The sequence below is a fragment of the Amycolatopsis sp. QT-25 genome, from assembly GCF_029369745.1.
Taxonomy (GTDB): Bacteria; Actinomycetota; Actinomycetes; order Mycobacteriales; family Pseudonocardiaceae; genus Amycolatopsis.
Genome location: NZ_CP120210.1, coordinates 7,259,041 through 7,274,403 on the forward strand (window position 1 = coordinate 7,259,041; position 15,363 = coordinate 7,274,403).

The following is a 15,363-nucleotide window of genomic DNA, read 5'->3' on the forward strand; positions in this document are numbered from 1 at the left end:
TCAGCAAAACTTGCCGCCTGCGAGCGGATCTGGTTAGCGAAAGAAATGTGACCTGGCTCGTCCGCCACGCCCCCCCGAGCGGGCGAGACAGTGCCTCGCCTGTTGGCATTGAGCCCACAGTGAACGGCGGCCGGGGCTTCCATAACTTACTGGAGAACGTCTCATGCCGACCATCGCGCGGGCGACCCTGCACGGAGTCGTAACGCTCGAACTGGCCGGAGCGCTCGACACCGCCGTCGGCGAGGTCGCCTTCCACGCGGCGATCCCGGCGGCACTTCGTGGCTGGGTACCAGCCATGCCATCCCGGGACCACAGGCTCCATGACCTTCGAAACGCTGCAGGGGCTGCTGGACGCGGGCCGAATGATCGCCGACCCCGGCCGGCGGTTCGCCGACGTCGACGAAAGCACAGCCGCGCCAGCAACATTCACTTCGTCGCAGGATTCCGCCTCGAGATCGAAGAACTGCGCGACGACGACGTGGTCGGCGGCAACCACCCGATATCCGTTGCGCCGCCGCCTTCCCAATTACGACGACCAGTGTGCAGACGGGAACGCCACGTGTGATCTGGCTGAAAGGCTTCCGGCAGGCAGGGATCGCGCCTTTGTCTCAGCCGCCACGTCCGGCCCGTACGCCCACGACGTGACAGCCCTGGACCCCACCTGGGCTGACTATCTCGGCCGATCTGTCGGCTGTGGGTTCGGTGGTTCACGCCAAGTCGTAGAGTAAGCGGTAGTAGGCGATGCGTTGTGGGTCGGGGTCGATCCCGTATGTGTCGTACAGGATGCCGTCGAAACCGGGACCGTAGTCCCAGTCGAGACTCCACGTCGCGACCGCCAGGTCGGCCCATCGGTCGGCCACTCCGAGCGAACCCAGGTCGACGTGCGCGGCGAAGGTGCCGTCGTCGTGCAGCAGGGTATTCGGGGTGCAGGCGTCGCCGTGGCAGACCACGAGACGGTCGATCGTGGGCGGTTCACCGAGCCGGACCCTGGTTTCGGTGAGTCCGAGGTGCTGGTGCTCGGGGGACCAGTCGGCCGGTCCCTCGCCGTCGGTGATGCGCTCGTCGGCGCGTACGAGCCGCCGCTCGACGCTCCAGTCGAACGGGCATCGGTCCGTGGGCAGGGTGTCGTGGAGCAGGCGCAGTCCGCGGCCGATCGCGGCCGCCGCGATAGCAGGCTGGGCCTTCCATCGGGGCTCCACCGCCGACCGGCCGGGGACAGCCGCGGTGATCAGCCACGCGCCCTCGGCGTCGGTGCCGTGGTCGAGGACCGGTGGGACGCGCGCCCAGCTTTGCGCCCAGGCCAGGCGCTCGGCTTCGCCGGGCAGGTCGATCTCGGGGGTCCCGGCAGCGACCCACTTGACGTATCTGGCGCCGTCGTCCCCGTCCAGCCGGAAGGTCAGGCCGCCGAGCTCGTTGCGCCATACGGGGGTGATGGCGGCGTCACCGGCGAGCGCTACGACGATGTCAGGGACGGGCACCGGCCCGGCCGGAACCTCGGAAATGACAGGGCGACTGCTCATAAGATCACGATCTTGACAGGGGTCGGGCCCTACCGGCCAATCGATTTCCCGAGCGCTGATCGCAGGTGTCAGCGGCGGACGAGCCAGTGCTGACGGCACGATGGTTGAGCAGCCGGACGACAACGGCCGCCGGCCGCCACCAACCTGGACCACCACCGCGCCTGCTCGCCACCTCCGCCTCGACCCCCAAGCCCGCCCCCGCCTGGTCGAGATCATCCGCAATCTCAACGACCGGATCAACGAGGCACAGGCCAACGGATGGCTCGGGGAGGTCGCCGGCCTGAAGACCAGCCGCGACGCCGCAGCTCGCCGGCTCGTGAACCTCGAAAAGCTCCGCGAGCGCCCACCAGTCGGTCCGGTCGACCTCGGGAGCCCAGCCATCAGCGACGACAGCGCCTAGTCCGGAAAAGACAGGTTCAGCCGGGCAGGACAACCACTGTCTGTCCATTCGAACTTTGCGGAGCTTCACCGCGCTGAGCTGCGGTCCGAAAGGTAGGTCCGGACGATGATCGCTCGAGGTGTCGGGACCTACTTTGCGGAATCGGTGGCGCGTGGTCGTTGGCAGACCGGGTCACTCAAGCGTGGCGTGAGAGTTGGGCCAGGCGTTGCCTCACCGGGCATGGGGTCAGGGACCGATGGTGCAGCATCGCGTCACCGCCGTGATGGTGACGCGTGGACCACCTCGCGCTGGTGCGCCGCGTAGTCTCGGCGTTCTTGTCGGGCTTGCGGGGACTCTGCCGGGCCGCCGAAGGTCCACGGGCCGCAGGACAGACAGGTCCCAACGGGACATCGCGACGTAACAGCGCAATGACCCCGAACGACCACCCGGTGGAAAACGCTACACGACGGGGGCCATGGACATGGCACGCGCCAGATAGCCGAGAGGCTGTGCCGCTACCTTGACTCGCCCGCGTCGCTTCGACGAGCAGAAAGGCGACCTGTGGACTACTGCCGTTGCGGAAATAGCGCAACCGGTCGATGTGTCCGCGACGGCACATTCGTCTGCGCACGCCACCGTTGCGAATACCCCAGCCCTGTCCTCTTCTGGCTGGAGAGAACGAAGGTGGCCCTCTCGCTCTCGAACGGGTCTCCTCAGCATCGCCCCAAGTTCAGAAGCGCGCCGATGTATTCGACCTGGCGTTGTGCGCGGCGTGCTACGACGTGGTGGCGAGCGAGGCGATACGCGTGATCGCCTCGCACCTGCGCAAGGTCGAGGGCGGCTCCGCCGAGCGGGCACTGGTCCGCTACCTCACCGAGACCGTCTCGGACGACAGCGGCAACTACGCCTCCATGCTCACCCCTCCGGGTCTTTGTTAAATCTAGTAATACACGGCAAATCGGGTTAAGCAAGTATCTGGATCGCTGACACGCGGCAGGTCCATCGTGCTCGTAGTCGGTGTCGACATCAGCGAAGAACTCGGTGAGGAACGAACTGCTGCGGTAGACGAAATGCGATGACTCCGCTGGAGATTCCCGCAGATCAGGTCGGCGATCTGAGTCAGCGTCCGTCGCTTGAACTGCATCCCAGCTCCTGCTCGTCATCGGTGGTGACCATCGCGCCCGCCGGTTGTGTGCGGGCTTCTAGCTGGGCCTTGTAGATCATCAACGGCTGCCAACAGTTGACTGGTCGAGTTTTTCCAGTTCAGCGACTTCTGCTTGGGTGCGACCGCTAGCGACGAAGTGCCCCTCGGTGTCCGTGTCCGAAGCTTCGAGCAGATTCGTCAGCCGGACGATGTCCGCCGTGGCTCGCCGCGCAAGGCCGGGTGGGGCGGTTGTCCAGGTAGCCGCTGACGGGCTGGTCGGTGTCGTCAGCGACGTCGCCGGGTTCGAGGTGCCGCAGATACCAGGCGTCGAGGTCCTCGGCCGGTTTCCGGCTCGTGGCGGCTTTCCGGCTGCGCAGGGCGTCCGCGCCGATCCCGTCGGTCAGCGCGTCGACGGTCTCGGCCGCGTCGGCCCAGCGGCGCTGAGCCGACTGCTTGGTGATGCCGCCGGCGGCCGCGCCGATCTCGTTCCAGGTGGCGCCGCGGGCGCGTTCGACGACAATGGCGAGCTCGGCCAGGTGCTCGGCATGCCGCAGGAGCAGGAGTGCTTCGTGGATGTAGTCACCTGGGGCGTGGTCGCGCCCGGTCGCGACGAGCCTACGCGCGAAGTCCGACAACCGACGTGCGTCGTCGGCGTAAAGCAGACGTGCCGCGTCCGCGCCAACCGGTTCCTCGTCCAGCCCAAACCGATCTCGCGAAGACATGGCCACGAGGTCGCTCTTTCTCACCATGCGCACGGTGAGGGCACCGTTCACCTGGTGTCGGCGGATGGTGCATAGAGGTGCGCTAAATGGATCATCCGGCGTTAAGTTTTCTGGCCTGTTCGAGTGGTGGTGATTTTCCGGCGCTGTGTGCGGTGATCTTCGGGCGCAAGCGTCGGCTGTTCTGGCGGCGAACCCGCCGTCTGGGGAAGCCTTCGGGCTTTGAGGGAAGATTTCCTTATTATGCAACGAAAATTGTTGCGTCGCTTTGTGCTGCGCGTAATCAGTGCGACCACCGCTGTGGTGCTGGTGGCCGCGATCCCGGTGTCCGCCTCGGCGGCCACCGGGATCGCTGGTGGTGTGCCGCTGCCGGTGACGTGGACACCGCCGACGCAGGTCAACCGGACTCCGACCGGTGTCCCGGCTGATCAGGTGACCGCGAAACTCGAGGAAGCGACGCCGGGTTCGAGACCATCGATCACATCGGCGAACTGCGCGACCGGGGCCCGCCTGGGCACCCAGCCATGGTTCCCGATGGATCGGTACGCAATCTCCGACCGCACCGAGTTGCTGGTCAACCGGGCCAACGGCAACGCTGTCATCACCGATCGGGCGGTGACGGTCAAGGGCACTGGCCTGGATCTGTCGGTGAACGCGGTCTACAACAGCCGCGGTATCGCCGGCGCGTTCGGCAAGCAGTGGACGGTGTCGAGTGGGCCGGACGTCCGGCTTATTCTCGGTACCGCCGGCGCCGTCGTGGTGCAGGACCCGACGGGATACTGCTCGGAGTACAGACAGAATCCCGACGGCAGCTACGCCACTCCGATCGGTGGGCACGCCACGCTGGTGAAGCTGGCCGACGGCAAGTACACGCTGTCGCAGCACTCGTCGGGTGAGACATGGTCGTTCACCGGTGCGGGGCGGTTGATCTCGCAGGCCGACCGTAACGGGCATGCTCTGACCTACCGCTACAACGCCACCGACGGCACACTCGCCTCGATCACCGACACCCAGGGCCGCGTCACCACCGCCGTCACCAATGCCGACGGGCGCATCAGCGCGATCACCGACCCGTCGGGCCTGGTCGCCGGCGGCTACGCCTACGCCCAGCCTGGCCCGGGCGGCCGGCTGGCAAGCATCACCAACCGCAACGACGGCAAGACCACCTTCACCCAGGACGAGATGGGGCGGGTCACGTCCGTAACACCGCCGGGGGGCGGGACCTATGTACTGGCCTACGACTCGGTGGGGCGGGTGACGCAGGTAAAGGAGCCGGACTCGGACGGCGTTCCCAGCATCACCGACTACGCCTACGGCGACACGACCACCACGGTCACCAACCCCAACCGTCACAAAACCACCTACACCATCGACGACAAGCAGCGTCAGATCAAGGCCACCGACGCACTCGGCCACACCCGGGCCCAGTCGTGGTCGGCGAACGGTGATGTCGCGAGCCTGACCGACGGCATGAACAACTCGGTGACCTACGACTACGACGCGCTCAACAACCTCAAGGGCGGCAAGCTCCCCACCAGCGCGACCGCGTCGGTGGGCTACACCGACACCGCCCACCCGCGTCTGCCGACCCAGGTGTCGGACTTCTCCGGCACCAAGGTCACCAAGTCCTATGACAGCAACGGCAACGTCAAAGCCGTGCGCGCCGACGGTCTCGGCGCCGACGTGGCGAAGTACACCTACACCGCCACCGGCCTGGTCGCGACCAAAGCCGACGGCAACGGCAACATCACCCGCTACGGCTACGACAACGCAGGCAACCTGACCACCGTGATCCCGCCGACGCCGCTCAAGCCCACCACCTACACCTACGACTCCCTGTCACGGGTGACGAGCGTGACCGACGGTAGCGGCGTCACCATCAATTACGGCTACGACAAACTCGACCACATCGTGGCCGTCTCCGCCGCCGACGGCACCGGCCTCGCCGCGTACGGCTTCGACGGCATCGGCAACCGCACCACCGCCCGCACCGCACAAGCTGACTTCACCAGCACCTTCAACCGGCAGCTGCTGGCCAAGGTCACCCGCACCGCCGGCGGGAACATCCAGGCGACGATCTACTCCCACGATCGCGGCGGCAATGTCACCGGGGTGGAAGACCCGAGCGGACGGACTCTCTACGGCTATGACGCCGCGGACCGGCTGACCTCGCTGACCGACCAGGCGGGCAAGGTCACCACCTACGGCTACGACACCGCCGGCAACCGCACCTCTGCGTCCCTGCCCGGTGGTAGCACGCAGACCATCGAGGTCGACGCCAGCGGGCGGCAGAAAGCCATCGCCCTCAAGAACTCCGCGGGCGCCACCCTGTTCTCCAGCACCTACCGCTATACGCGTGCCGACGGCACCGACACCGGCCAGATCCAGTCCCGCACTGACTCCACCGGCACCGCCGCGAACACCTACGACGGATTCGGCAGGCTCACCAAAGCCGGCACCCGCGGCTACGCCTACGACCTGGCCGGAAACCTCACCTCCGGCGACGGACGCACCTACACCGTCAACACCGCCAACCAGATGACCAAGGTCGACACCACCACCGCCACTTACGACGGCGCCGGCAACCTGTCCACCACCACGCCGGGCGGGCACGCGCACTACAGCCCCACCAACCAGCTGACCTCGATCACCTCAGGCACGGACACCCTGTTCACGGCGTCCTACGACACCCTCGACCAGACCCAGCCCAACGCGATCACCGAAACCACTGACACTGCCGAAGGCACCACCACCACCAGCCACGCCTTCACCCGCACCGCGCTCGGCGTGTCCCGCACCGTCGTCAACGGTGCAACCACCACCTACACCCACGACACCGACGGAAAACTGACCGCCGTCACCGACACCGCCGGCCAGCACCACAACGCGATCACCGACGACCAGGGCAGTGTCCTCGCCCTGGTCAACGACACCGGCCAGGTGACCGCCCGCTACGACTACACCCCCTACGGCACCACCACCGCCACCTACCTTTCCGGCTCAGGTGCGGAAGCCAACCGGGTCCGCTGGATCGGCACCTACCGGCTCACCTCCGGAATCTCACTGACCGGATCGCGCCACTACAACCCCGTCTATAGCCGCTTCACCCAACCCGACCCCACCGGACAGGAAGACAACATCTACGCCTACGCCCAAGGCGACCCGGTCAACGCCAGTGACCCCTCCGGCACGAAGGCGAGCAAGGGATGCACCGGCGCCGGGGTCGCCGCGATCTTCGGCCTAGTCGGTGCCGCGGCTGCCGTCGCCGGAGCTGGGGCGACAGGCGGAGCTCTGGTACCAGTCGCCATTCAAACCAGTATCACGGCGACCGGTGCCATCACCGGCGCGGCAATAGCCTGTAGCTGAACACACAAGCTATTGGCCGAGGTGAAAGGACGCCAGCCATCGACAAGAGGATCATCGGTCCCGCAATAGCAGGAACAGTATCTGTTCTTTTCGCGCTCTTCTCGTTCCTGTACTTGCGCAACCTGTATGTCAACATCATCGCCGTAGCAGGCCTCCTAGCGACGGCCTATGCTTTCTGGCACTACTTCCATCACCAAAGACAGGCCGATTAGGTAGTCCTGGCCCGAGTCATCAGCGCCTCGACTGGCTCGGGCCAGGACTTCAGGTATGCCGGCATCAGCTCATCCGAGTTCGCCCTGATCCGCCTGGGACACCTCATCGACCCGTCGGGCTGGCGGCGCGCGATCGCCGAGGAGGCGCTCAGCAGTGACGTCCAGGCCGTCGCCGGGATCGTGATCGAGGTGCCCGCCGACGCGGTCCTGCGACTGCTGCGGGCGGCTGCGCCGATCATCGCGGCTGCGGCGATCGAACCGGATGACTCAGCCAGCTGACGCGGCGGCTGCCCCTGCCGTGGGGCGCGCCCGGCGGCTCGACGCCGACGACGCGATAAGTGCCCTGAACGCACGAAAGCCTCCGGCCTGGGCAGGCCGGAGGCTTTCGTTGTCCTGTCACTTCGTGAGTCGGGTCAGGGGGTTCGTGCTGTTGTGGGCGTTACCGCAGGGCGCGGGCCACATCGTCCGCGCTGGCGGCCAGCAACGTCGTAGAACGTGTCGATCGGCGCTACCTCACGTCGCTGTCCACCGCGCCAGTGCTCGACATGGCCGGCGATCTGCTGCACGCCTGGTGCGCCACCGCGATCGAACGCGGCGCCGACATGTCCGGCGACTACCCCGGCGACGACTGGGCCCAACGGCTCGCCGTCGTCGCCCTGGAGATCACCACCCGCAGCGTCCGCGAGGGGCGCCCATCCGCACCCGAGGAGGCGGTCGCGCTGCTCGACACCGTCGCGGCCGCCTCGGCCAGCGGGGCATCACCACCCACCGCGACGTGCTCTACGTACCACTGCCCCGCACCGAGACCCCCCGGCCTGGGGTGCATTCGAACCACGCCCGCTCGCGATCACCATCGACATCAACCGCGGCTGGGAACTGGTCATCGACCAGCCCAACGCCTCCCCGGTCGTCGAGATCGTCGCTGGCGGCGCAGCCGGCGTGAAGCCAGCATGGTGCCCACTTCGCCGGGAGAACGGTGACGCATTCCGAGGACTGAACGCGGTCTTCGCGCGCGCAGGTACCGGAGGGGGTGGTAATTCGCGTGACGGGCCGGTACCTCGCTGTTAGGCTCCGGCCGCGTCAGGTGTCCCCCGGAAAGGAGAACGGCGTGCGGTGCGCTGTCGAGTCCCCGAGTCGTACGGACCCTTCGACAGCCCTGGAGCCGTTTATCCATGGAGCACCTGAACATCGGAATTCTCGCCCATGTCGACGCCGGTAAGACGAGCCTGACGGAGCGCCTGCTCCATCACACCGGTGCCATCGGCGCTCTCGGCCGCGTCGACGCCGGGGACACCCACACCGACACGATGGAACTGGAACGCCGTCGCGGCATCACCATCCGCTCGGCCGTCGTCGCCCTTCGCGTCGGCGATCTGCGCGTCAACCTGATCGACACCCCCGGCCACCCGGACTTCATCGCCGAGGTCGAGCGCGCGCTGCGCGTGCTTGACGCCGTCGTCCTCGTCGTTTCCGCCGTCGAGGGAGTGCAGGCGCAGACCCGGGTGCTGATGCGTGCGCTCATCCGGCTGCGGATTCCCGTGGTGATCTTCGCCAACAAGATCGACCGCACTGGCGCCCGCTACGACGGACTTCTCACCGACCTCACCGAAAGCCTCGGCGTCGCGTGCGTGCCGATGTCCGAGGTCGAGGACCTCGGCACGGCGTCCGCGAAGGTCCTGCCGCGTCCGGTCTCCCCATCGGCCAGGCTCGCCGAGACGCTGGCCGAGCACAGCGACGACTTTCTTGCCGCGTACCTCGAGGGAGCGCCGACCGCCGAGGATTACCGGGCCGAAGTGGTCCGCCAGACCCGGCTCGGCGTCGTCTTCCCCGTCTTCTTCGGGTCCGCGCACAGCGGTGCAGGGATCGCCGAGCTGACCGGCGGCATCCGGGAATTCCTCGCGGGCACGGCGAAACCCGCGCCCGACGACCGGCTGCGGGCGACGGTGTTCAAGATCGAACGCGGCCGCGCACACGAGAAGATCGCCTACGTCCGCGTGTTCTCCGGTCAGTTCGGTTCGCGGGACGTCGTCCGGTTCCATCGCCGGGGCCCGGGCGGAACGATCACGACGGAGGCGAAGGTGAGCGCGGTGCGCGTCTTCGAAATCGGCGACGACACCGTCGAGGCCCGCGCGCGGGCCGGGCGGATCGCCAAGGTGACCGGTCTCAAGGAGATCCGGATCGGCGACCAGGTCGGCGTACTCGACGCCGAAGGTGTCGCGCCGCAGTTCCCGTCGCCCGCCTTGGAAACCGTGGTCGTTCCCGTCCGGCCCGAGCAGACGCCCGTCGTATTCGCCGCCCTGCAGGAACTGGCGGAACAGGATCCGCTGATCTCCGTCCGGCAGGACGACGAGACACGCCAGATCTCCGTACGGCTCTACGGCGAGGTGCAGAAGGAGATCATCGCGGAGACGCTCGCCGGGCAACACGGCCTCGACGTCGGTTTCGCCGCCACCCGCACAATCTGTGTCGAGCGGCCGATCGGCACCGGCTCTTCGCTGTGGGACATCACCGAGCCGCGGAATCCGCATTTCGCGACGCTTGGTCTCCGCGTCGAACCCGGCCCTCCCGGGTCGGGACTGACCTTCGGCCTCGCCGTCGAACTCGGCTCCCTCCCTCTCGCCTTCCACAAGGCCATCGAGGAGACGGTCGAGGCGGCGCTGCGGCACGGGCTGTCCGGCTGGGAGGTCGTCGACTGTACGGTGACCGTCACCCACACCGGTTATTTCAGCCCGGTCAGCGCGGCGGCCGACTTCCGCAAGGTCGCTCCGCTCGCGGTGAGGGAGGCGCTGGAGGAGGCGGGAACGGAAGTGCTGGAGCCGATCAGCCGGGCCGAACTGGAGTTGCCCTCCGATGCGGTGAACGTGACGCTGTCCCGGCTGATCGAGCTCGGTGGGATCATCACCGGATCGGTGCTTCGCGGCAACCGGGCAGAACTGACCGGCACCCTTCCGACCAGGCAGATCGTTCATTTCGAACGGCAACTCCCAGGGCTGTCCCGTGGCGAAGGCTTGCTGACCACCGAGCCAGGCGGCCACCGGCCGCTGGTCAAACCGAATCGTCCACCGCGTGGGAACCCAGGCCCAGTAGTTTCAGAAGGTCGGCGTACCCAGGCCGGCCATGGGAAAGGGACATGATGGATCAGTTCCGCGCCACCACCTCGCACACAAACCGGAAGATCCGGGAGATCTCGGTGCTGATCGCCGAAGACCCGAAAGCAGTCTTCGGCCGCTAGGCCAGCGAGATCCGGCGGTTCTCCCGTGAGCATTCGAGGACTGCGGTTCCTCGGGCGTCCGACCTGGACCGCCCAGCCGCACGACGCCGACCGTTTCCTCACCCGCCAACGTAAAGAGCCCGGCTGTGCGCGGACGATGGTGCAGCACAAGGCGTGGGCGGTCGGCCATTTCTTCGGCTTCGTTCTCGCCCGCTACCAGGGTGATGTCCACGCTGACTGGGTGCGTGGTCGGCCAGCCGATCGAATGACACACGGATTGTCGGTGAGCCCAGGTACCGTTCTTGATCGTGTCCTCTACCGCAATCCCCACCGACAACGGCCGCGAGATCCCCGGTCTCGCGGACCTCGCCCGCACCGCCACGCGCCTGCACCCCCGGCCAGGCGTGCCCACCGTCCGTGACAGCCACCTCGGAGGCCCACTGTTGTGGCCCACCGACGAGCCGTGGCCACACTGCGACCAGCCACACCCGTCCAAGGACCAAGGTCCGCTGCTGGCGGCTGCGCAGTTCTTCGTCCGCGACCTTCCGAATCTGCCGTTCCCCGACGGGACGGATCTTCTTCAGGTGCTGTGGTGCCCCTGCGAACACGACGCAGCCCACGCCTTCGGCCCGGCCGTCCGCCTGGTCTGGCGCCGCTCCGAAGACGTCAACGACGTGCTCGACGAACCACCCCACCCCACGACGGCAGAAGACGAGTTCTCGCCCACCCCTTGTCTCCTGAGCCCGTGCGAGGTTGTCGAGTACCCAGATGTGCGGGAGATCCCCGACGAGATCAAATCCACACTCTCGTTCGTCGACGAAGACGGCTTCTTCGACGAGGATAGTGATACCTACAACAACTGGCCCACAGTCACGCTCGGCAGCAAGCTCGGTGGCTGGGCCTACTTCTGGCAAAGCGACCCGTGGCAACTCGACTGCCACGACTGCGGCACCCCACTCAGACTCCTGTTGTCCTTCCACACCCACGAACACCAGGACGACCGGTGTTCCTGCAAGCAGCCACAACGAAACTCCGTGGGATGGAGGTTCGGGCGCGATGGCGCGTTGAACATCTTCGCCTGCACACAAGACGTCACCCACACCATCAAACCGCATATCGACTGAACCACATGGACAACGCAGGGCCGGGGCGTCAGCCCCGCCCACTTCACAACAGCGTCGAACCAACCGACCCGAACTGCCCGAACTCCGGACAACGAGTAGCCCCATCTGAGGGGCCCCGGATCTTCCGGATGGCGAACCCACTAGGGTTTTCATTCGGAAGAGAAGGTTTTCGTGTCGAGGAAACGTAGGTCGTTTACTCCTGAGTTCAAGGAGGAAGCGGTGAAGATGGTGGTGGAGTCGTCTCGGTCGACGGCGTCGGTCGCGCGGGAGCTGGGTCTCACCGAGCAGACACTCCGCAACTGGGTCAACGACTATCGGAAAACTCATGCTGCGGATGAGCCGCCATTGACGGTGTCAGAGCGGGCGCGACTACTCTACACCGCCGCGTCAGCGGCCTGAAACACGACACCCCCGGTGTCAACCAAACTCGGGGCAGTCCCCTCAGCTCTGCGACAGATGCCGCTGACGTACCAACCCCGACGTCAGGTGAGCACGGCCACCTCGAGGTAGTTCCCGGGCCGGACGAGGCATGTCGACCTCCGACGATGCGCCACAAACCGCGACCGACATGGCACCTCGAACATCAACAGCGCGTCGACGGCGTGCAGCCGGTGCCCGACGGTCATGCCTGCCGAGCCGAGCGCCTCCGCCCGCGCACCGGCGCCCTGCACGATCAACGGCAGGTCACCGCGCCGGGCGTCGTCGTAACCGTTCTCCAGCAACAGCTTCACGTCGAACAGGTGACGGTCCAGCTTGCCGGAACCGACGTCGGCCACCGCGTCCTGCGGCACCACGAGCAGCTCCGTGCCCGTGCGCCGGATGTCGAACCGCACCCGCTCCCGACCCTTGCCGGGCTGCACGAACGCGGTCGGCACACCAGCTTTCTGCTCCAGCACGGTGCCCTTGTCTCCCGACAACAGCGCCACCTGCCCGCGGACACCGCTCGCCTGCTCCGCACGAACACCGCCCGCCTGCGACTGCGCAATCTCGCCTGCGGCTACCTGCCGCGACAGGGCACCGCCCACCAACGCGACCGTCGACACCGCTGTGACCACCGCTGTGCGACCACGCGCGGAGCCGAGTGTTCCAGCTCGGAATCTGAACATCAATCACCCTCCAGAAAGACGAAATGCGAAAGGGAGATGGAGCATAAAACGGGCCACATAGGGAATGCACTAACGCCCGATTTCCCGAAAGTAACGAAGTGCCCAAATGGAAACAATGTTTGCAGCCGCACATTTTCCGCCTGTTGTGCACAGCGGTCGCGAGCAGCCTTGGACAACGACAACGACAACGCTGCGCGAAGACTGTGAGGACAAGAGCCACTTCATTAACGGGACGAGAACCAACGGGTGTGGTTTTCGACATACGGAGAGAGCTCAAAAGTGTGTATTGAGCCATGTTGTCGCCGGTTTCACCTTCGTAGCATCAGCAAAACAGCGTGACCCCCCGGATCACCTGTCGATTCCCTGCATCACCCGGTCCCTGGAGGCTCTTCGAATGTTCACAAAGAACGCACGCGCCGTCATCCGCCGCCGCGGTCCGGCACTGCTCGCGGTGCTGACCGCGGCGGCGGCCGCGGTGTCCCTGGTCGGGTTCTCGTCCCAGGCCAGCGCCGGCCTCGCCGACACCGCCCCGGCGGCCATCGAGCACGACCCGGTGCTCATCATCCCCGGCATGACCGGCACCACCCAGTACATGGAACCGATGAAGACCAAGTTCGTCTCCGCCGGCTGGCGGTCGGACCGGGTCGAAACCTGGACCGACAGCACGAGCATGACCGGTGACCTCACCAAGGCGGGGCAGGAGATCGGTCAGAAGGTCGACAGCGTGCTGGCCAAAACCGGCGCCCGCAAGGTCGTCCTGGTCACCTGGTCCGCTTCCACGCTGGCCGCCCGCTCCTACCTGAAGAAGGTCACCGGCGCGCAGGACAAGGTCTCGCTGTACTTCTCGATGGCCGGGCCGCACCACGGCACCACCGCCGCCGCGCCCTGGTGCCAGAACCTCTACCCGTCCTGCAAGCAGTTCGCCATCGGCTCGCCCTGGCTGGCCGACCTGAACTCCGGCACCGAGGTCCCCGGCTCCCCCGGTGTCCGCTACACCACCCAGCGCTCCACCTGCGACACCAACGTCAGCCCCAGCACCTCCGCCGAACTCGTCGGCGCCACCAACCTCCAGACACCGACCTGCATCACCCACGGCAGCTTCCCCAGCGACACCGGCGTGTTCACCCAGATCAAGAACATCATCATCGAACACGAAAAGCAGACACCCACCACCACTCCCACCCCGACTCCCACCGGCACCTCGACCGCCACGAGCAGCCCCACGACCACCACCTCCCCGCCTGCCTCGCCCTGCTCGTCGGTCAACGGCCAGTGGGGCACCGCGGGCCCGTTCGCGGTGACCTCGGCCTCCAACGGACGTGGCACCACTGTCGTCCGGCCGGTCAACCCCGGCACCCTGGGCTGCACCACGCACCCGGTCGTGCTGTGGAACAACGGCGCCAAATCCAAGCTGGACCGATACCTTCCCCTGCTCAACCACCTCGCCTCCCACGGCTTCATCGTCGCCGCGGCGGAGGGCAACGCCGGCAACGCGGCCCCCATGCTTCAAGGCCTGGACTACGTGACCGCGGAGAACAACCGCGCCGGAAGCCCCCTGCAGGGCAAGGTCGACCTGACCAACGTCGGCGCCACCGGCCACTCCTTCGGCGGCGGCGCGGCGATCGACGCCGGAGCCGACCCCCGCGTGGACACCATCGCCCCGATCTACCCCCTCGCGACCACCAACGGCAACCGGCTGCGCGGCCCCGCACTGTTCATCGCCGGCCAGAACGACCCCACCATCGTGCCGATCGTCGTCCGCACCCCCTACAACCAGGCCACCCAAGTCCCCGCCATCTTCGCCGAACAACGCGGTGCCGACCACTACAGCATCCCCGCCCTGCACGGCACCATCACCTCCTGGTTCCGCCTCCACCTCATGCGCGACGAACAAGCCCGAGGCCTCTACTTCGGCCCGAACTGCACCTACTGCTCCTCACAGTTCTGGTCGACCTACGAACGCAACGCCAAAGCACAGGCCGTCCCCGGCGCCTGACCACACCCGCACACCACGAGCGGGGAGCCCGACACCGGTCGGGCTCCCCGCTCGTTTCTTCGCGGCACACCACATCGACGGCGCGCCCGGTGCCGACGGTGGGGCGCTTTGTGTCGCGCCCCTCTCGTTGCCGAATGGCGGTTACATCGGTATCCAGAAGTCAAGACCGCATCGCCCCGGCCAACACATTGACGAGGAGGCTCGGGTACAGCACGCGGCAGTCACGACGGCTGACGATCTCGTCCGGATGCCACGGATCAACGCGAGCACAGGGAGCGGCGGGGGACGACCTGGGCGGTACCCACAATGCGCTGTGGCGGCGCGGGCACGCTGGTCGACCTCGGCAGGGCCGGGGCTCGCGAGTGATGCGCTCGTCGAAGCCGACCGCGCCGGTCCGTATCAGCGATGAGGCTGCACATATATACGTCCTTGACCGAACTTACTCGTAGCGGCATCATGCCGGCGAATTCCTTGTTCTTTTCCCACGTAGGACGCGACGACACGGCCGACGTGTCCCGCTTCGAGCAGGAACCCCATGCCGCGGCCGTCGGAGCCGCAGTTGTTTGGCACGACCTTCAGGCCGGAA

The 15,363-nt window shown here is 66.7% G+C and carries 10 protein-coding genes; 7 read left to right on the forward strand and 3 right to left on the reverse strand.

Going from position 1 to position 15,363, the window contains the following annotated elements:
* Positions 1-163 precede the first annotated feature (163 nt).
* On the forward strand, positions 164-565 hold the full coding sequence (locus P3102_RS34030; RefSeq protein ID WP_276364759.1) for a hypothetical protein: 402 nt from the start codon (positions 164-166) through the stop codon (positions 563-565).
* A gap of 142 nt (positions 566-707) precedes the next feature.
* On the opposite strand, the gene P3102_RS34035 is transcribed toward P3102_RS34030, so the two are convergent.
* A complete protein-coding gene (locus tag P3102_RS34035; RefSeq protein ID WP_276364760.1) occupies positions 708-1,520 on the reverse strand; it encodes an aminoglycoside 3'-phosphotransferase in 813 nt (270 codons plus the stop codon).
* Between the two features lie 100 nt (positions 1,521-1,620).
* Between P3102_RS34035 and P3102_RS34040 the strand changes: the two genes are divergently transcribed.
* Together P3102_RS34040 and P3102_RS34045 are read left to right on the forward strand one after the other, a co-directional pair.
* The gene (locus P3102_RS34040) at positions 1,621-1,920 is read left to right on the forward strand and encodes a hypothetical protein (RefSeq protein WP_276364761.1); all 300 of its coding nucleotides are present in this window, start codon (positions 1,621-1,623) and stop codon (positions 1,918-1,920) included.
* 785 nt (positions 1,921-2,705) lie between these two features.
* Entirely contained in the window at positions 2,706-2,837 is a 132-nt protein-coding gene (locus P3102_RS34045; protein ID WP_276364762.1) for a hypothetical protein, read from the forward strand.
* Positions 2,838-3,189: 352 nt separating this feature from the next.
* Here the strand turns inward: P3102_RS34045 and P3102_RS34050 are convergent, their stop codons facing one another.
* Positions 3,190-3,765: a hypothetical protein gene (locus P3102_RS34050; RefSeq protein WP_276364763.1), complete on the reverse strand. Its 576-nt coding sequence runs from the start codon at positions 3,763-3,765 to the stop codon at positions 3,190-3,192.
* Positions 3,766-3,984: 219 nt separating this feature from the next.
* On the opposite strand from P3102_RS34050, the gene P3102_RS34055 reads away from it, so the two are divergent.
* The 3 genes from P3102_RS34055 to P3102_RS34065 all read left to right on the forward strand — a co-directional run bounded on the left by P3102_RS34055 (position 3,985) and on the right by P3102_RS34065 (position 11,675).
* The gene (locus P3102_RS34055; protein ID WP_276364764.1) at positions 3,985-7,128 is read left to right on the forward strand and encodes an RHS repeat-associated core domain-containing protein; all 3,144 of its coding nucleotides are present in this window, start codon (positions 3,985-3,987) and stop codon (positions 7,126-7,128) included.
* Positions 7,129-8,512: 1,384 nt separating this feature from the next.
* On the forward strand, positions 8,513-10,474 hold the full coding sequence (locus P3102_RS34060) for a TetM/TetW/TetO/TetS family tetracycline resistance ribosomal protection protein (RefSeq protein ID WP_276364765.1): 1,962 nt from the start codon (positions 8,513-8,515) through the stop codon (positions 10,472-10,474).
* Between the two features lie 385 nt (positions 10,475-10,859).
* Positions 10,860-11,675 carry a DUF1963 domain-containing protein gene (locus P3102_RS34065; protein ID WP_276364766.1) on the forward strand — a complete coding sequence of 272 codons (816 nt, stop codon included), beginning with the start codon at positions 10,860-10,862 and terminating at the stop codon, positions 11,673-11,675.
* 482 nt (positions 11,676-12,157) lie between these two features.
* Here P3102_RS34065 and P3102_RS34070 read toward each other — a convergent pair whose 3' ends face one another.
* Entirely contained in the window at positions 12,158-12,730 is a 573-nt protein-coding gene (locus P3102_RS34070; protein WP_276364767.1) for a hypothetical protein, read from the reverse strand.
* A 445-nt stretch (positions 12,731-13,175) separates the two neighbouring features.
* Between P3102_RS34070 and P3102_RS34075 the strand changes: the two genes are divergently transcribed.
* On the forward strand, positions 13,176-14,777 hold the full coding sequence (locus tag P3102_RS34075; RefSeq protein ID WP_276364768.1) for a hypothetical protein: 1,602 nt from the start codon (positions 13,176-13,178) through the stop codon (positions 14,775-14,777).
* Positions 14,778-15,363 lie beyond the last annotated feature (586 nt).